Annotated in this window: 16 protein-coding genes and 1 tRNA gene; 15 read left to right on the top strand and 2 right to left on the bottom strand. The window is 50.6% G+C overall.

Annotation, left to right across the window (positions count from 1 at the left end):
* Positions 1–55: 55 nt before the first annotated feature.
* From ACF8PK_RS20270 to luxS, 10 genes are all read left to right on the top strand, one after another.
* A tRNA-Arg gene (locus tag ACF8PK_RS20270) sits at positions 56–132 on the top strand.
* 369 nt (positions 133–501) lie between these two features.
* On the top strand, positions 502–759 hold the full coding sequence (locus ACF8PK_RS20265; protein ID WP_041942628.1) for an oxaloacetate decarboxylase subunit gamma: 258 nt from the start codon (positions 502–504) through the stop codon (positions 757–759).
* A 24-nt stretch (positions 760–783) separates the two neighbouring features.
* The gene (gene oadA / locus ACF8PK_RS20260) at positions 784–2,568 is read left to right on the top strand and encodes a sodium-extruding oxaloacetate decarboxylase subunit alpha (protein ID WP_055465886.1); all 1,785 of its coding nucleotides are present in this window, start codon (positions 784–786) and stop codon (positions 2,566–2,568) included.
* A gap of 9 nt (positions 2,569–2,577) precedes the next feature.
* Positions 2,578–3,708, top strand: a complete 1,131-nt coding sequence (locus tag ACF8PK_RS20255) for a sodium ion-translocating decarboxylase subunit beta (RefSeq protein WP_004723858.1) — start codon at positions 2,578–2,580, stop codon at positions 3,706–3,708.
* A 108-nt stretch (positions 3,709–3,816) separates the two neighbouring features.
* Positions 3,817–4,767 (top strand): NADP-dependent oxidoreductase, encoded by a 951-nt coding sequence (locus ACF8PK_RS20250; RefSeq protein WP_004723861.1) that lies wholly within the window; start codon positions 3,817–3,819, stop codon positions 4,765–4,767.
* Positions 4,761–5,222, top strand: coding sequence for a YqaA family protein (locus tag ACF8PK_RS20245; RefSeq protein ID WP_143680206.1), 462 nt, complete (start codon positions 4,761–4,763; stop codon positions 5,220–5,222). The genes ACF8PK_RS20250 and ACF8PK_RS20245 overlap by 7 nt, the downstream gene beginning before the upstream one ends.
* Positions 5,223–5,231: 9 nt before the next feature.
* Positions 5,232–8,087, top strand: coding sequence for a pitrilysin family protein (locus ACF8PK_RS20240; protein ID WP_172561905.1), 2,856 nt, complete (start codon positions 5,232–5,234; stop codon positions 8,085–8,087).
* A gap of 101 nt (positions 8,088–8,188) precedes the next feature.
* Positions 8,189–9,754 carry a glutamate--cysteine ligase gene (gene gshA / locus ACF8PK_RS20235; protein ID WP_004723866.1) on the top strand — a complete coding sequence of 522 codons (1,566 nt, stop codon included), beginning with the start codon at positions 8,189–8,191 and terminating at the stop codon, positions 9,752–9,754.
* Position 9,755: 1 nt separating this feature from the next.
* Positions 9,756–10,361, top strand: a complete 606-nt coding sequence (locus tag ACF8PK_RS20230) for a hypothetical protein (RefSeq protein WP_044367718.1) — start codon at positions 9,756–9,758, stop codon at positions 10,359–10,361.
* Positions 10,362–10,386: 25 nt separating this feature from the next.
* On the top strand, positions 10,387–10,905 hold the full coding sequence (gene luxS, locus ACF8PK_RS20225; protein ID WP_014205765.1) for an S-ribosylhomocysteine lyase: 519 nt from the start codon (positions 10,387–10,389) through the stop codon (positions 10,903–10,905).
* Positions 10,906–11,011: 106 nt separating this feature from the next.
* Here the strand turns inward: luxS and ACF8PK_RS20220 are convergent, their stop codons facing one another.
* Together ACF8PK_RS20220 and ACF8PK_RS20215 are read right to left on the bottom strand one after the other, a co-directional pair.
* On the bottom strand, positions 11,012–12,286 hold the full coding sequence (locus ACF8PK_RS20220) for an HlyC/CorC family transporter (protein WP_004723872.1): 1,275 nt from the start codon (positions 12,284–12,286) through the stop codon (positions 11,012–11,014).
* A gap of 90 nt (positions 12,287–12,376) precedes the next feature.
* Positions 12,377–13,171, bottom strand: coding sequence for an inner membrane protein YpjD (locus tag ACF8PK_RS20215; RefSeq protein ID WP_004723874.1), 795 nt, complete (start codon positions 13,169–13,171; stop codon positions 12,377–12,379).
* A 212-nt stretch (positions 13,172–13,383) separates the two neighbouring features.
* On the opposite strand from ACF8PK_RS20215, the gene ffh reads away from it, so the two are divergent.
* The 5 genes from ffh (at position 13,384) to rplS (ending at position 16,984) form a co-directional block, all read left to right on the top strand.
* Entirely contained in the window at positions 13,384–14,763 is a 1,380-nt protein-coding gene (gene ffh, locus ACF8PK_RS20210; RefSeq protein WP_004723876.1) for a signal recognition particle protein, read from the top strand.
* Between the two features lie 225 nt (positions 14,764–14,988).
* Positions 14,989–15,237, top strand: coding sequence for a 30S ribosomal protein S16 (rpsP, locus tag ACF8PK_RS20205; RefSeq protein ID WP_004723879.1), 249 nt, complete (start codon positions 14,989–14,991; stop codon positions 15,235–15,237).
* A gap of 27 nt (positions 15,238–15,264) precedes the next feature.
* Complete coding sequence (gene rimM, locus ACF8PK_RS20200; RefSeq protein ID WP_004723882.1) at positions 15,265–15,819, top strand: ribosome maturation factor RimM; 555 nt, start codon at positions 15,265–15,267, stop codon at positions 15,817–15,819.
* Positions 15,820–15,845: 26 nt separating this feature from the next.
* Entirely contained in the window at positions 15,846–16,589 is a 744-nt protein-coding gene (trmD, locus tag ACF8PK_RS20195) for a tRNA (guanosine(37)-N1)-methyltransferase TrmD (protein WP_014205763.1), read from the top strand.
* Between the two features lie 41 nt (positions 16,590–16,630).
* Positions 16,631–16,984, top strand: a complete 354-nt coding sequence (rplS, locus tag ACF8PK_RS20190; RefSeq protein WP_004723886.1) for a 50S ribosomal protein L19 — start codon at positions 16,631–16,633, stop codon at positions 16,982–16,984.
* Positions 16,985–17,051 lie beyond the last annotated feature (67 nt).

Raw genomic sequence — 17,051 nt, 5'->3', positions numbered from 1 at the left:
GTGAATAAGGGTAATGCCCTGATCCTGAACAACCTTGTTTGGTATCGAAAATAGCGCGCTCGTAGCTCAGCTGGATAGAGTACCTGGCTACGAACCAGGCGGTCAGAGGTTCGAATCCTCTCGAGCGCGCCATCCTTACAAAGCCTCGCATTCGCGAGGCTTTTTTATTTACATTTCATTATCATCTTGTTTATCTATATTTTACAACTCATTGTTTTAAAGGGATTTTTTCCACTTTATTAACTGCATCTCAATTTTCGTTTTGAATCTTCTTTAATCTGGGCATATTCGCCACAAAAGTTAGAACGTTTGTCGGTCATTTCACGACGTTTTGTGATTTGTGTGACGAATTTTCAACCGATTGTGTGTGCCGAGCACAACTGTGTAGTGAACAAAATTGACAATTTTTCACCAAAATTGATAATTTCGTTTCACATGTTGGCGTGAGATGGTCGCTCATGCTCAGCATATGTTGTCAGGATGACAAAGAAAGGAAGCAACATGACTAATATTGGAAGCCTGCTAGTGGATGCGGCCACCCTCATGATCACGGGGATGTCGGTCGTATTTCTATTCCTCACCATTCTGGTTTATCTCGTTCGATGCATGTCTAAATGGGTACCACAAGAAGTGCCACCATCGTTCGCCGCACCAACCCCAGCGAAAAAAGTGCAACCCACCTCTGCGGCTGTGAGTCCTCAGGTTGTCGCCGCTATTTCCGCTGCCGTACATCAGTATCGTACTTCAGCGTCGAAGTAGTCCGGATTAAAAGGAGTTATACACATGTCTAAACCTCTCGCTATTACCGATGTCGTCCTTCGTGACGCGCATCAATCACTGTTTGCGACGCGTCTGCGTCTGGACGATATGCTGCCGATTGCGGCAGAACTGGATAAAGTGGGTTACTGGTCGCTGGAAACTTGGGGTGGCGCGACCTTTGACGCTTGCATTCGTTATCTTGGGGAAGACCCATGGGAACGTCTACGCGCGCTCAAACAGGCCATGCCAAACACTCCGATGCAAATGCTGCTGCGTGGGCAAAACTTGCTGGGTTATCGCCATTACGCTGATGATGTGGTGGCAAAATTTGTGGAACGTGCGCATACCAACGGGATGGATGTGTTCCGTATCTTTGATGCCATGAACGATGTTCGCAACTTCGAGCAAGCGGTCAAAGCGACGATTGATGTCGGCGCGCATGCTCAAGGCACGCTCTCTTACACCACCAGTCCCGTGCACAACGCGGATACGTGGGTTGATTTGGCGAAACGTTTGGAAGATCTCGGCTGCCATTCGCTGTGTATCAAAGACATGTCAGGGCTGCTAAAGCCGTATGAGGCAGAAGAGCTGATCACGCGTATCAAAGCATCCTGTGCTGTGCCCCTAGCGCTGCATTGCCATGCCACTACAGGTTTATCGACCGCAACGGCAATCAAAGCGGTGGAAGCGGGCATTGATATTCTTGACACCGCCATTTCTTCGATGAGTCAAACATACGGGCATACCCCTACGGAAACCGTGGTGGCGATGCTGCAAGGTACGGCGCGTGATACGCATTTGCAGCTGGAACAACTGGAACCGATTGCTGCTTATTTCCGTGACGTACGCAAGAAGTACGCGAAGTTTGAAGGTCAGTTGAAAGGGGTGGATTCACGCATTCTGATTGCTCAGGTGCCGGGCGGCATGCTGACGAATATGGAAAGTCAGTTGAAAGAGCAAGGAGCCGCGGATCGCTTGGATGAGGTTCTAAAAGAGATCCCTCGCGTGCGTGAAGACTTGGGCTTTATTCCTTTGGTGACGCCGACCTCGCAAATTGTGGGCACGCAAGCGGTGATCAACGTCTTGACCGGTGAGCGCTATAAGAGCATTACCAAAGAAACTGCAGGTGTTCTCAAAGGGGAATATGGTGCGGCACCAGCCTCTGTCAATGCGGAGCTGCAAGCCAAAGTGCTTGAAGGGAAAGCCGCTATCACTTGTCGTCCTGCGGATCTGCTGAATGCCGAAATGGATCATTTGACCACTGAATTGCTGGAAAAAGCGAAAGCGGACGGCATTTCACTGGCTGAAGATACGGTCGATGACGTGCTGACTTATGCCTTGTTCCCACAAGTGGGCCTTAAATTCCTCAAAAACCGTCATAATCCGGAAGCGTTTGAACCGGCGCCGGGCAATGAACCGGCACCCGTCGTGGCGGCTGCACCAACATTGGCTGGCGGCGTTGAAACTTACAGCGTACGTGTGGATGGCCAAGTGTATGACGTCGAAGTGGGACCGCAAGGTCAACTGACCTCCGTGACGCCAGCATCCGCAGGCCAAGCTGCGCCCACTGCGGCTCCGGCGGCCGTCAGCGCAAATGCGGAATCGGTGCCAGCGCCGCTGGCGGGGAACATCTTCAAAATCAATGTGCAAAGCGGGAGCGAAGTGGCCGAAGGTGACATTTTGATCGTGCTGGAAGCCATGAAGATGGAAACCGAAATTCGCGCGGCGCGCGGCGGTGTTGTGCAGGATCTTCATGTTAAAGAAGGGGATTCTGTGACGGTTGGTGCGCCTCTGTTGAGTTTGGCATAAGGAAGAACCATGGACGGATTAATCACCTTATGGTCTGAAACGGGCATTGCAAACTTCGAACTCGGCCAGATCATCATGATCATGGTGGGTGGTTTGCTGCTGTTTTTGGCGATTCGTAAAGGGTTTGAGCCTTTGCTGCTATTGCCCATCGGGTTTGGTGCTGTGTTGGCCAACATTCCTAATGCCGGTTTTACTGAACCGGGTGGTCTGCTGTACTACGTCTATCACGTGGGGATTGAGTCTGGGGTCTTCCCACTCTTGATCTTCATGGGGGTTGGGGCGATGACGGATTTCGGGGCATTGATTGCGAACCCGAAAACGTTATGGTTAGGTGCGGCAGCGCAGTTGGGGATTTTTGCGACCCTGTTTGGCGCTATTTTGTTGAACTACGTGCCGGGCATGGAATTCACCATGGCAGACGCTTCCTCCATCGCGATTATCGGCGGCGCGGATGGCCCAACGGCGATATTCCTTGCCAGTCAGCTTTCGCCTGATCTGTTGGGCGCGATTGCGGTGGCGGCCTACAGCTACATGGCGTTGGTGCCGATCATTCAACCGCCCATCATGAAAGCGTTAACCACACCAGAAGAACGTCAGATCAAAATGGCGCAATTGCGCCACGTCGGCAAAACCGAAAAAATCATCTTTCCTTTGGTGGTGTTATTGATGACGATTTTGTTCTTGCCTGCGGCGACACCTTTGGTGGGCATGTTCTGTCTCGGTAACTTGATGCGCGAAGCCGGCGTGGTGGAGCGTTTGTCGAAGACGGCGCAAAACGAGCTGATCAACATCGTGACGATTTTCTTGGGCTTAGGGGTCGGCTCCAAATTGCAGGCCGATAAATTCCTAAACCTTGAAACGTTGGGCATTTTGGCGCTGGGCGCGGTTGCGTTTAGCATCGGGACGGCTGGCGGTGTGATCATGGCGAAGATCCTCAACAAGTTCTCCAAAGAAGACATCAACCCACTGATTGGTGCGGCCGGTGTGTCGGCGGTGCCAATGGCGGCACGCGTGGTGAACAAAGTAGGTTTGGAAGCCAATCCACAGAACTTCTTGCTGATGCATGCCATGGGGCCCAACGTGGCCGGGGTGCTGGGGTCGGCGGTTGCGGCCGGGGTGCTGTTGGCGCTGGTCGGTTAATCTCTGGTTAAATTGCGAACTGAGAGTTAACGGTTACTAATAAAATGGTATATATTCAAAGGGATGCTTCGGCATCCCTTTTTATTTGCCTCAATAGGGACCTTGGAAATGGACAACAAGCAGATTGCAATCACCCAGTTTGGCGGGCCAGAAGTGCTCGCGATTCAAACCACCGCGATACCTGAACCTCAGGCTGGCGAAGTGTTAGTCAAAGTGGCATTTTCAGGCATCAACCCTATTGATGTAAAAACCCGTGCCGGTCTTGGCTGGGCAGCTGCGCAGAACAAAGACAATCTACCTTGGGTGCCGGGCTACGATATTGCAGGCACCGTGGTCAGCGTGGGCGACGGCGTTCGCGAACTCAAAGCTGGGGTTCATGTGGCCGGTTTTATTGGTTTTCCACTGCGGGGCGGTGGGTACAGCCAATATGTGTGCGTGCCGGAAAAAGAGCTCAGCATTGTTCCTGATGCCGTGACCCTTGAAGCGGCGGCGGTGCTGCCTCTGGCGGGGCAGACCGCGGCACAGGCGCTCAATAAAGCCCAAGTGAAAGAGGGCGATCGGGTGTTGATCCTCGCAGGTGCCGGTGGTGTGGGGCATTTGGCGGTGCAAATCGCGATTGCAGCGAAAGCAGAAGTCTATACCACATGCAGCGAAAGCAACCTCGATTATCTGGCGACCTTGGGCGCGCACGCGATCAATTATAACTTTGCGCCAGTGTCTCAACGCTTAGAGCAAGTGGACGTGCTGATCGATTTGGTTGGTGGTGATGCAGCGTTGGATGCGCTCAAATGTCTGAACGATCATGCTCGCGTGGTGACGGTACCGACTTTGAGTGCGGAACTGATCTGCGAGAAAGCCAAAATGCTCGGCTTTGAGGCGACTGGCATGCTGGTTGACCCCAACCCAGAACAACTCAACACCATGCTCTACATGGTGAGTGTTGGGCTCTTGAAGACCGAAATTCAGCAAGTGTATCCAATGAGCGACGTGCAGCAAGCGCACACTCAAATTGAGTCCGGACACACGCGGGGCAAGGTGTTGCTTGATATGCAATGCTAGAGTGGTTTAACTCTGGCTTTACCGAACTGGCACTGCTGTTTTCTAACTCCGCCCTCTGGGTTTTGTTCTTCGGGGGCTTTTTGAGTGCAACGTTGCTTCCGGGCGGCTCGGAAGCGGCGTTAGTGGCAACGCTGTCTCTGCAACAATATTCCGTGTTGATGGTGATCGTGGTCGCGACCGTGGGCAATACCCTCGGTGGCGTGACCAACTATTGGTTAGGTTTGTGGCTGCCTAATCGAACTGAACACGAAAAACAAGGTCATAAAGCATTAGCCTGGCTGAATAAACACGGCTATTGGGCATTACTGTTGAGCTGGTTACCCATCATTGGTGATCCGCTCTGTCTGGCAGCTGGCTGGCTTCGCATGAATTGGTTTCCCGTCTTTACACTCATCCTGATTGGTAAAGCATTACGTTATTCACTGCTGGCTGCTCTCTTTTATGGTTTTTTCTAAGGAGAAGTCATGAGAAAACTTTGGTTTGGTGCTGTTTCTCTTATCGCCTTGTATGGCTGCTCATCCACATCGGCACCGGTGTCGCTTTTCTCCTCTCTGCCTTCCGGAGTGTCGCTGGTCGAAACCGTCGACGCACAACCGGGAAAAGTGATGATCCCGTATTCCAAATACCGTCTTGATAATGGGTTGACGGTGATTCTATCGCCGGATCACTCCGATCCGCTGGTGCATGTGGACGTAACTTATCATGTAGGATCTGCCCGCGAAGTGGCCGGGAAATCGGGTTTCGCGCATTTCTTTGAGCACATGATGTTTCAAGGCTCAAAGCACGTTGGCGATCAGCAACATTTTCGCATTATCACCGAAGCGGGCGGGTCGCTGAATGGCACCACCAACCGCGACCGGACCAACTACTACGAAACCGTACCGTCGAATCAGTTGGAAAAAGTGTTGTGGTTGGAATCGGATCGCATGGGCTTTTTGCTCGATGCGGTGTCGCAGCGTAAATTTGAAATTCAGCGCGATACGGTGAAAAACGAGCGCGCGCAAAACTACGACAACCGTCCATATGGTTTGATCTGGGAGAAAATGGGTGAAGCCATGTACCCAGAAGGTCATCCGTATTCATGGCAAACTATTGGCTATGTTGACGATCTCGACCGAGTCGACGTGAATGATCTGAAAGCGTTTTTCCTCCGTTGGTATGGTCCGAACAATGCGGTGCTCACCATTGGTGGTGACATCGATGTGGATAAAACGCTGGCGTGGGTGAGCAAATACTTTGGCTCGATTCCACAAGGCCCTGAAGTCGACAATGCGCCCAAACAACCTGCTACTTTAACTGAAGATCGTTTTGTGACGCTGCAAGATCGCATTCAGCAACCGATGGTGGTGATTGGTTGGCCAACGGCTTATCGCGGCGCAAGCGATCAGGCCTCACTGGATGCGCTGGCCAAAGTGTTGGGCAGTGGTTCAAACAGCTTGTTGTATCAGAATCTGGTCAAAACACAAAAAGCGGTCGATGCCGGCGCGTTCCAAGATTGTGCGGAATTGGCATGTAATTTTTACGTCTATGCCATGGCGCCTTCGGGGGACAAAGCGCAGCTTCAACCGTTGTATCACGAGTTGATGCAGACGTTGCAACAGTTCAAACAATCGGGTGTTGATAAAGCACGCCTTGAGCAGATCACTGGCATGGCGGAAGCCAATGCGGTGTTTGCGCTGGAAAGCGTGCAAGGCAAAGTGACTCAACTGGCCAGTAACCAAACGTTCTACGGCCAACCGGATCGCATCGAAACGCAACTTGCGGAACTACGTGCAGTGTCGCCACAATCGGTGTCGCAGGCGTATCAGCGTTACCTTGAAGGGCAGCATAAAGTGACCTTGAGCGTCGTGCCAAAAGGTCAAACGCAACTGGCGGTTCAAGCGGATAACTTTACGCCGCCTGCACGCACCTTGCCGACGTATCATAAGATCAGCGACAGTGATCTTCATTATCGTGCTGTGAAGGACAATTTCGATCGTTCATTGATGCCGAAAGTGGCTGAAGCGGTGCAAGCACACATGCCACCGCTGTATGACATCTATTTCGACAATGGTGCAGAACTTCTCGGCACGCAGACCACCGAAACACCTACCGTGCTGGTCGAGATCAAGCTGCCTGCAGGGGAGCGCCATGTGGCACCGGGGAAAGAAGGATTGGCGAATCTGACGGCAGCCATGCTGGAAGAAGGGTCGACGACGCGAACCGTTGAGCAGATTCAAGCCCAATTGGATCAATTGGGCTCGCAAGTGAGTGTCAGTGCCAATGCTTACTCAACCAGCATTGTGATTTCGAGTTTGAAAAAGAACCTGGCCGAAACCATGGCCGTGGTTGAAGAAGTGCTGTTTAAACCCGGTTTTCGAAAAGACGATTTCAACCGCATCAAACAGCAAATGATTCAAGGCACCGTGTATCAACACCAGCAACCGGGGTGGTTGGCTTCGCAAGCCACGCGTCAGGTGCTGTTCGGCGATTCGATTTTTGCGCGCGCCAGTGATGGGACGCAGGCATCCATTGCGGCGTTGACGCTTGAGGATGTGAAGCACTTCTATCACCAATACTACACACCGCATGGTGCGCAAATTGTGGTTGTGGGTGACATCGGTAAACGGGACGTGCGTAAACAGCTGCAATTCTTTGCTCAGTGGCAAGGGGAAGCGTCTCCATTGCTGCGCCCGCAAGTGGTGCCGAATCTGACGGGGCAGAAAATCTACCTCGTTGATAAACCGGGAGCGCCGCAAACCATCGTCCGTTTGGTGCGTCGAGGTCTGCCGTTTGACGCGACTGGCGAGCTGTATTTAAGTCAACTGGCCAACTTTAACTTGGCCGGGAATTTCAACAGTCGCATCAACCAGAATCTGCGTGAAGATAAAGGCTACACCTACGGCGCCAGCAGTTACTTTGCCAGCAATCGAGAAGTGGGGGCGATTGTGTTCAATGCGCAGGTACGCGCCGATGCCACAGTGCCTTCGATTGTCGAAATGGAAAAAGAGATGGATCGATTTAGCCAGCAAGGGCTGACGAAAGAAGAGATGACGTTCTTGCGTTTGGCGGTGGGCCAGCAAGATGCGCTCAGTTATGAAACGCCATCACAGAAAGCGCAGCTCCTAAGTAGTATCCTGACTTACAGCTTGGATAAGGATTATCTGCAGCAGCGCAATGACATCGTCAAAAGCGTGGATAAGTCGACATTGGATGAACTGGCCGCAAAATGGTTTGTGCCAACGGACTACCAAATCATTGTTGTGGGTGATGCCAAATCGCTCAAACCCCAACTAGAAAAGTTAACTATTCCCGTAGAAGAGCTTGAAATCATCCGCTAGAGTACACATTAAAGAGGAGGCGAAGTTCCGCCTCCTGCTTCTATCGTGGCGGGTTAAGCTCAGCTTCATTGGATTTATAACATTTATAAGCGAATCTCATTTTGACTAATTTTGCCGCGCGACTTGAACGAGTTGCTCATCAACCTGAAGTGTTTCAACAGTTTGGCCGAGGTGTTGAACGTGAAACGCTGCGTTACACTCCTGAGGGGGCGATTGCCCAAACACCTCATCCAACCGCGCTGGGTTCGGCACTGACCAATCGCTGGATCACAACGGATTTCGCTGAATCTCTGCTGGAGTTTATTACTCCGGTTTCGCATGATGTTCCGACGCTAATGTCGCAGTTGGCCGATATTCACCACTTTGCACAAAGCAAAATCGGTGAAGAAAAACTGTGGCCATTGTCGATGCCATGCTATGTCGGCAATGAAGATGACATCACGCTGGCTCAATACGGCTCGTCCAATTCTGGCCGCATGAAAACCCTTTATCGTACCGGCCTGAAGCGTCGCTACGGTAGCCTGATGCAAATCATTTCTGGTGTTCATTTCAACTTTTCTTTCCCGGACTCATTTTGGGACGCCCTGTATGGCGAACAATCAGAAGAACAACGTCAGGCCACAAAATCGGATGCCTATTTTGCATTGATCCGTAACTATTACCGCTTTGGCTGGTTGATCCCTTACTTCTTTGGGGCGTCACCGGCATTGTGCTCGTCATTCATTCAAGGGCGTGAAACGTCGCTGGCGTTTGAGAACATCGGGCAGACCCTGTATCTGCCGCATGCCACCTCTTTGCGTTTGAGTGATTTGGGTTACACCAACCACGCACAAAGCGTGCTTAAAATTGGATTTAATGGCATTGAGCAGTACCTCGCTGGACTCAATGCGGCGATTCGCACCCCGTCTGACGAGTTTGCCGAGATTGGCGTGAAAGTGGCGGGCGAATACCGTCAGCTCAACAGTAATGTGCTGCAGATTGAGAATGAACTCTACGCGCCCATTCGTCCAAAACGTGTGGCGAAAAGTGGCGAGAAACCGTCTGAAGCGCTGGCGCGTGGCGGCGTGGAATACATTGAAGTGCGCTCACTGGATGTGAACCCATTTAGTCCGATTGGCATCAGCGAGCAGCAAGTCCGCTTCCTCGATCTGTTCCTCACGTGGACAGCATTGACCGATTCGGATCCAATGGACGATTGCGAACTGGCTTGCTGGCGTGATAACTGGAGCAAAGTGGTGCTGGAAGGGCGCAAGCCAGGGCTGGAGCTGCAAATTGGTTGTCATGGCGAGAAATTGTCACTGCAAGCTTGGGCCAAACGCGTATTTGCTGATTTGTCTCTGATTGCTGAACTGATGGATTCCGTGCATGGCGGCAGTGCGTATCAGGATGTGTGTCGCGAGCTAGAAAGCTGGATCGATCATCCGGAACGGACGTTGTCAGCACAGACGTTGGCGCTGACCAAAGAACATGGCGGTCTCGGAAAAACGGGCTGTGCACTGGGCTTGAAATACCGCGAACAGAACTTGAACCATCAATACAAAGTGTACTCCGCGACGCTTATGGAAGAGGAAGTTGTGCGCTCGGTTGCCGCTCAGCAGCAGCTTGAGCAGCAAGACCAACAGAGCTTTGATGCGTTTCTTGAACACTACTTTGCCTATCTGAAATAACATGGCAACAAAGGCGACATGGCTTTCGGTGAGCACACTCCTGCTTTTGGCGGGGTGTGCGACCACACCACCAAGCCAACAAAGCAATCTGTGTGACATTTTTCGAGAAAAGCCGCAATGGTATGACGATGCGGTGGCGATGAATGACGCGTGGGGCACGCCGATTCAGATTGCGATGGCGATCATCAAGCAGGAGAGCAGTTTTCGCCACGATGCCAAACCGCCCAAAGATTACCTACTAGGATTTATTCCCTGGGGCCGAGTCAGCAGTGCGTATGGCTATGCGCAGGCGCAAGATCCTGCTTGGGAAGATTTTCAACGCGCGACCGACCACGGTGGCTCGCGGACCAATTTTGATGATTCGTTAATGTTTATTGGCTGGTATACCAGCGAAACACAAAAAACGCTTGGGATCTCGAAATGGGATACCTATCATCAATATCTCGCCTATCATGAAGGTCGAGGCGGCTTTAAGCGTAAAAGCTACCAGTCAAAACCGGCCTTGATCAAGGTGGCTCGTAAAGTCGAGCAACAGGCAAAAGACTATGGATGGCAGCTCAAACAGTGCCGTCAGGAATTAGAAGACAATCGAAGCTGGTTTTTCTGAACTGGCATGCAATGGAGAAAGGACAATGCCATTATTAGACAGTTTTACCGTCGATCACACTCGCATGAACGCACCGGCTGTGCGTGTTGCGAAAACCATGCAAACGCCGAAAGGCGACACCATTACGGTGTTTGACCTGCGTTTTACGATGCCAAACAAAGATATTCTGTCCGAGAAAGGGATTCATACGCTGGAGCATCTTTACGCCGGCTTTATGCGCGCGCATCTGAACGGTGCGAACGTGGAAATCATCGACATCTCGCCGATGGGATGTCGCACCGGGTTTTACATGAGCCTGATTGGTGCACCAAGCGAAGAGCAAGTCGCCGCCGCTTGGTTGGCGTCGATGCAAGACGTATTGAGTGTCGAAAGCCAGGATCAAATTCCTGAGCTGAACGAATACCAGTGCGGCACCGCAGCGATGCACTCCCTGAATGAAGCCAAAGCGATTGCTGAAACCGTGATTGCCGCAGGCATTCAGGTCAACAAGAATGATGAACTGGCGTTGCCCGAATCGATGCTCAATGAGCTGAAAGTGCACTAAAGCTGCGCGTAACGATTACTGCGCGTAACCATTGCGAGTGAAAATTCGAGTAATAAAAAAGGCTTGGGATGACCAAGCCTTTTTTGTGGATGCTGAATGTGGGCGCTTACGCTTTCTTCGTTTTACGCGGGTAGACTCGAACCAGTTTGATGCGGTTTTCTTCGAGTTCGACGATCTCCATCGGGTGACCAGCAACTTTGACACTCAGGTGACTGGCTGGAATCTCTTCCAGATGTTCCAAAATCAACCCGTTGAGTGTGCGAGGACCATCGGTCGGCAATTTCCACTTCAAGCTCTTGTTGATGTCGCGGATGTTGGCACTGCCTTCCATCAGGAAGCTGCCATCGCCTTGCGGGGTAATCTCTTCCGCTAAACTTGGCGCAATGGATGTGGTGAACTCGCCGACAATTTCTTCCAGAATGTCTTCTAGCGTGATGAGACCAATGATGTCGCCATACTCGTCGACGATGAGGCCAATCCGCTCTTTATTGCGCTGGAACTTGAGCAATTGCACGTTGAGTGGGGTACTTTCTGGAATGAAGTACACTTCATCGGCGGCCCGCAATAAGGTCTCTTTGGTGAATTCGTTTTTCTCCAACACGAAACGCGCTGCTTCACGCAGACGCAACATGCCAACCACTTCATCAATGTGATCGCGATACAGCACCACGCGGCCATGTGGCGAGTGTGTTAGCTGACGCACAATGGATTTCCAGTCATCGTTGATGTTGATGCCGGTGATCTCGTTGCGGGGAATCATGATGTCGTTCACGGTGACGTGTTCCAAATCGAGGATCGATAGCAACATGTCTTGGTGGCGACGTGGGATCAACCCACCGGCTTCATTCACCACCGTGCGTAGTTCTTCCGAGCTGAGCGGGTCATCGCCTCCGTGTTGCGCAGAGAGCCCCAGCAGGCGAATAAATCCATTGGTAATGAAGTTGACGAACACCACCAGTGGCGACAACACCTTCATCAAAATCGAGAGCAGGACGCTGCTGGCGTAAGAGACGCGTTCTGGATACAGCGCGGCCAGCGTTTTGGGTGTGACTTCGGCAAACACCAAAATCACTAAGGTGAGCACACCGGTGGCAATGGCCACGCCGATATCACCGTACAGACGCATCCCCAAAATGGTCGCAATCGCCGACGCTAAAATGTTAACGAGGTTATTACCGATCAGAATCAAGCCGATCAAACGGTCGGGGCGGCCAAGGAGTTTTTCAACGCGTTTGGCGCCTTTGTGTCCCGTGTTCGCCAAGTGTTTCAGGCGGTAGCGGTTCAGCGACATCATGCCGGTTTCTGAACCCGAGAAATAGGCGGAAATAATAATAAGACACGCGAGTAGCGCAAATAAGATACCCGTTGATATGTCGTCCAAAACGCTTGTTTTCCTTATAACAGTTTTCGGTAAATAAAGGCCTATCCCAGGCGGGGGTGTTCATGTTGATTCAGGTCTAATTCGTTGACCTTAGCGCAGAATAATCTCTCTGACAAATCGGCTGCCGAAGTACGCCAGCGTAAGCAAGGTTGCCCCGGCCACGGCGAACCACGTGACTTTACGTCCGCGCCAGCCTTTCTGATAGTGCCCCCACAACAAAATGGAATACACGACCCAAGCAATAAACGAGAGAATGCCTTTGTGCGCTTTGCCTTGGGCGAACATATCCTGAACGAACACAAAACCGGTGATCAGGGTGCCGGTGAGCAGCAGGTTACCGATCAAAATAATTTTGAACAGGTGACGTTCAACCATCAGCAAGGGCGGCAGGTTCGGGTTGATGGTAAGTCCTTTTTTCTTCTTTAACTTGTAATCCAACCAAGCCAGTTGCAAGGCGTACAACGCGCCTATCGACAAGGTAGAGTAGGAGAAGAGTGCTAAAGAAATATGAAACATCAGCTTGGGATCATTTTCCAGATGGGTCATGAACGTCCCAGGTAGAAACGCCGCCGCAGAGAGGTTAATGGCGGAGAAGCTGTACACCACCGGCAGCAGGAACCACAAACGCGCTTTGAACATCGCCACGCTCATGACCAGCGCAATGATAAAGCTGATCAACGAGGCCACGTTCAGAATACTTAAGTTTTGACCGCTGCCGTGCAAAATGAGGTCACTCAATAGCCAGGCATGAAAAAGCAGCGCCAGCGCGGCACTGATAAATACCGTTTTAGCTTTGATCCCTGTTTGGTTGGCCAAGCCCGGTACGATCGTCGCAATGGACAGTGCATACAAGATGGCGGCAACGATAGCGATTAAGTTATCCATGCTTCTCACATAAATGGTGATTGAAGTGGCGAATTATACCCTGCATAACCCCAATGAGCTATGCCGGATCGTGATCTATTTCGAGAGTTGAGATATCGCGATGAAGCCCAATCTAATAAAGAAACGTGGATGCAACCGCGCAATGGGTATGCCTATTCATTTGGCTAAGGTATACTCACCGATATGAATCGCCTTATCGCGAAGAGAAAAAGATGTTTGAAAATTTAACGGATCGATTGTCCAAAACGCTGAAAAATATCAGCGGTAAAGGTCGTCTTACAGAAGACAACATTAAAGAGACGTTACGCGAAGTGCGTATGGCGCTGCTGGAAGCAGACGTCGCGTTACCGGTCGTACGTGAATTTGTCAGCCGCGTCAAAGAGAAAGCGGTTGGTGTTGAAGTTTCGAAATCCCTGACACCTGGCCAGGAATTCATCAAGATCGTTCGCGGTGAACTTGAAGCGGTGATGGGGGAGTCGAATGAAGCGCTGAACCTAGCAGCTCAGCCACCGGCCGTGATTCTGATGGCGGGTTTGCAGGGTGCGGGTAAAACCACATCGGTCGGCAAACTGTCAAAATTGCTGAAAGAGCGCGATAAGAAAAAAGTGCTGGTGGTTTCTGCCGACGTTTATCGCCCTGCGGCAATCAAACAGTTGGAAACCCTGGCGAACGATTTAGACGTGGATTTCTTCCCCTCTTCGCCGGATCAAAAACCAATTGATATTGCCAATGCAGCGATTGATCACGCGAAGAAAAAATTCTTTGACGTACTGATTGTCGATACCGCGGGTCGTCTGGCGATTGACGAGCAGATGATGGGAGAAATCCAAGATCTGCACAAAGCGATCAACCCAGTTGAAACGCTGTTTGTGGTCGATGCGATGACCGGTCAGGATGCGGCCAATACTGCGAAAGCGTTTGGCGACGCGCTGCCTTTAACCGGTGTGATTCTGACGAAAGTCGATGGTGACGCCCGTGGCGGTGCTGCGCTGTCTGTGCGTTATATCACGGGCAAACCGATCAAATTCCTTGGTGTGGGTGAGAAAACCGACGCCCTGGAACCATTCCACCCGGATCGCGTGGCGTCACGTATTCTGGGCATGGGTGACGTTCTGTCGCTGATTGAAGATCTGCAACGCAATGTCGACCAAGAAAAAGCCGAGAAACTGGCGAAGAAATTCAAAGAGAAGAAAGGCTTCGATTTGGAAGACTTCCGCGAACAACTGGGCCAGATGCAAAACATGGGTGGCATGATGGGCATGTTGGATAAACTGCCGGGCATGTCGCAACTGCCATCAGACATCAAAGACAAAGTTGATGACCGCATGTTTAAGCAGATGGAAGCCATCATCAGCTCCATGACCATGAAAGAGCGCCAAAACCCCGACCTCATCAAAGGCTCGCGTAAAAAACGCATTGCCGCTGGTTCAGGCACGCAAGTTCAAGACGTCAACCGCCTGCTGAAGCAATTTACGCAGATGCAGAAGATGATGAAGAAAATGCAAAAAGGCGGCATGAAAGGAATGATGCGAAACATGCAAGGCATGATGGGCGGCGGTGGCGGCTTCGGCGGCGGATTTTTCGGTCGTTAAGCATGCAGGTGAGCACCGAAAGTTTTGATGACTAAGTTTTCAAACTGTTAACATGCTCACGGTAATTTGCCCCCACTTTTGGTGGTGAAAAAATAGCTAAAACCCTTGCAATGCCTCGGAATAAGAGTAAAATTCCGAGGCTTTATTTTGGCACGAGACCCCAAACTGTTTTAGAACAACGGTTTTTGGGGTTAATTTTATTTTTGAGAAAGCAAAGAGGACGACATGGTAACCATTCGTTTGGCACGTCACGGCGCTAAAAAGCGTCCATTCTATCAAATCGTTGTTGCTGACAGCCGCAACTCTTCAACTGGCCGTTTCATTGAGAAAGTTGGTTTCTTTAACCCAACTGCTCAAGGTCAAGAAGAAGGCCTACGCCTAGATCTAGCGCGCGTGAACCACTGGGTTTCACAAGGCGCATCTGTATCAGATCGCGTAGCTAAGCTAGTTAAAGACGCTCAAAAAGCGGCTTAATTCTTACTTAGTAAGTAGCACTAGTTTATGTCGATGAAAGGTAAAGAAACAATGAGCAAGCAAGACGAAAAAATTGTTGTAGGTAAGTTTGGTGCTTCTTATGGCATTCGTGGTTGGCTTAAGGTTTTTTCCTATACAGACGATGCTGAGAGCATTTTTGATTACAGCCCATGGTTTGTGAACCATAAAGGCGAATGGGTCGAGTACAAAGTAGAAAGCTGGAAACGCCATAACAAAGGTATGGTGGCAAAACTTCAAGGACTTGATGTTCGAGAAGATGCGAACCTGATGACTAACTTTGAAATCGCGATTGACCCTGCATCACTACCTGAATTGTCAGAAGATGAGTTCTACTGGCGTGAATTGTTCGGTATGCAAGTGGTGACAACACAAGGCTACAACCTTGGTGAAGTTGTCGACATGTTAGAAACTGGCTCGAACGATGTTCTCGTGGTGAAGGCGAATCTAAAAGATGCTTTTGGCCAAAAGGAACGATTGATTCCGTTCCTTGAAGAGCAAGTGATCAAAAACATTGATCGCACGGCTCAACGGATCGAAGTTGACTGGGATCCTGCGTTTTAATTCTGAATCGATAAGGCAGAGAACACATGTGGGTTGGCGTCATTAGCCTATTTCCTGAAATGTTCCGCAGCGTTACCGATTTCGGAGTAACAGGTCAAGCGGTAAAAAAAGGGGTGTTGTCCATTGAGACTTGGAATCCTCGTGATTTCACTCATGACAAACGTCGCACTGTCGATGACAAACCCTACGGTGGCGGTCCTGGCATGTTAATGATGGTTCAACCTTTAAGGGATGCCATTCAGACAGCCAAACAGGCGGCACCGGGAAAGACGAAAGTCATTTATCTTTCTCCTCAAGGTCGAAAACTCGATCAGCAAGGGGTCGAAGAGCTGGCAACGCATGAGAACCTGCTTCTCATCTGTGGCCGCTACGAAGGGGTAGATGAGCGCATCATTGAGTCTGAAGTTGACGAAGAATGGTCAATTGGCGACTTTGTGATGACGGGTGGGGAGCTCCCAGCCATGACGTTGATTGATTCGGTCTCTCGGTTTATTCCGGGGGTACTCGGTGATTTTGCGTCGGCAGAAGAAGATTCTTTTGCCAATGGCTTGTTGGATTGTCCGCACTATACGCGTCCAGAAGTGTTGGATGGAAAAGAGGTGCCTCAGGTGCTGAAATCCGGAAACCACGAGGACATTCGTCGTTGGCGACTGAAACAGTCGCTAGGCCGAACTTGGCTGAGAAGACCAGAGCTCCTGGAAAACCTAGCTCTGACTGACGAACAGGAACAATTACTGGCTGAGTACATTAAAGAGACCCAGACCCAGTAACCTATTAAATTTAGTATCAGTTTATTCTAGGAATTTAGACAATGAGTAACATCATCAAGGCTCTTGAAGAAGAGCAAATGAAGCAAGACCTACCTCAATTTGCACCAGGTGACACTGTTGTTGTACAAGTTAAGGTAAAAGAAGGTGACCGTGAGCGTCTACAGGCTTTTGAAGGCGTTGTAATCGCAATTCGTAACCGTGGCCTACACTCAGCATTCACAGTTCGTAAAATCTCGAACGGTGAAGGTGTTGAGCGTACGTTCCAAACTCACTCTCCAGTAGTGGCTAGCATCGAAGTTAAACGCCGTGGTGCAGTACGTCGTGCCAAACTGTACTACCTACGCGAACTATCTGGTAAAGCAGCTCGTATCAAAGAGAAGCTTGCTAAGAAATAATGCTAGAACTCGCGTTCTCATGAAAAAGCGGAGCCCATGGGCTCCGCTTTTTTGTGTCTGAATGATG

This window comes from Vibrio sp. CJQ_6 (assembly GCF_043106745.1).
Lineage (GTDB): Bacteria > Pseudomonadota > Gammaproteobacteria > Enterobacterales > Vibrionaceae > Vibrio > Vibrio furnissii.
This window is presented reverse-complemented; position numbering and strand designations above follow the sequence as displayed.

What these genes read in the sequence shown, in the direction of transcription:
- ffh (WP_004723876.1), top strand. Translation starts at nt 13,384, where the DNA reads ATGTTTGAAAATTTAACGGATCGATTGTCCAAAACGCTGAAAAATATC.
- ACF8PK_RS20265 (WP_041942628.1), top strand. Translation starts at nt 502, where the DNA reads ATGACTAATATTGGAAGCCTGCTAGTGGATGCGGCCACCCTCATGATC.
- ACF8PK_RS20230 (WP_044367718.1), top strand. Translation starts at nt 9,756, where the DNA reads ATGGCAACAAAGGCGACATGGCTTTCGGTGAGCACACTCCTGCTTTTG.
- rimM (WP_004723882.1), top strand. Translation starts at nt 15,265, where the DNA reads ATGTCGATGAAAGGTAAAGAAACAATGAGCAAGCAAGACGAAAAAATT.
- ACF8PK_RS20250 (WP_004723861.1), top strand. Translation starts at nt 3,817, where the DNA reads ATGGACAACAAGCAGATTGCAATCACCCAGTTTGGCGGGCCAGAAGTG.
- oadA (WP_055465886.1), top strand. Translation starts at nt 784, where the DNA reads ATGTCTAAACCTCTCGCTATTACCGATGTCGTCCTTCGTGACGCGCAT.
- luxS (WP_014205765.1), top strand. Translation starts at nt 10,387, where the DNA reads ATGCCATTATTAGACAGTTTTACCGTCGATCACACTCGCATGAACGCA.
- ACF8PK_RS20255 (WP_004723858.1), top strand. Translation starts at nt 2,578, where the DNA reads ATGGACGGATTAATCACCTTATGGTCTGAAACGGGCATTGCAAACTTC.
- ACF8PK_RS20240 (WP_172561905.1), top strand. Translation starts at nt 5,232, where the DNA reads ATGAGAAAACTTTGGTTTGGTGCTGTTTCTCTTATCGCCTTGTATGGC.
- ACF8PK_RS20245 (WP_143680206.1), top strand. Translation starts at nt 4,761, where the DNA reads ATGCTAGAGTGGTTTAACTCTGGCTTTACCGAACTGGCACTGCTGTTT.
- trmD (WP_014205763.1), top strand. Translation starts at nt 15,846, where the DNA reads ATGTGGGTTGGCGTCATTAGCCTATTTCCTGAAATGTTCCGCAGCGTT.
- rplS (WP_004723886.1), top strand. Translation starts at nt 16,631, where the DNA reads ATGAGTAACATCATCAAGGCTCTTGAAGAAGAGCAAATGAAGCAAGAC.
- rpsP (WP_004723879.1), top strand. Translation starts at nt 14,989, where the DNA reads ATGGTAACCATTCGTTTGGCACGTCACGGCGCTAAAAAGCGTCCATTC.
- ACF8PK_RS20215 (WP_004723874.1), bottom strand. Translation starts at nt 13,171, where the DNA reads ATGGATAACTTAATCGCTATCGTTGCCGCCATCTTGTATGCACTGTCC.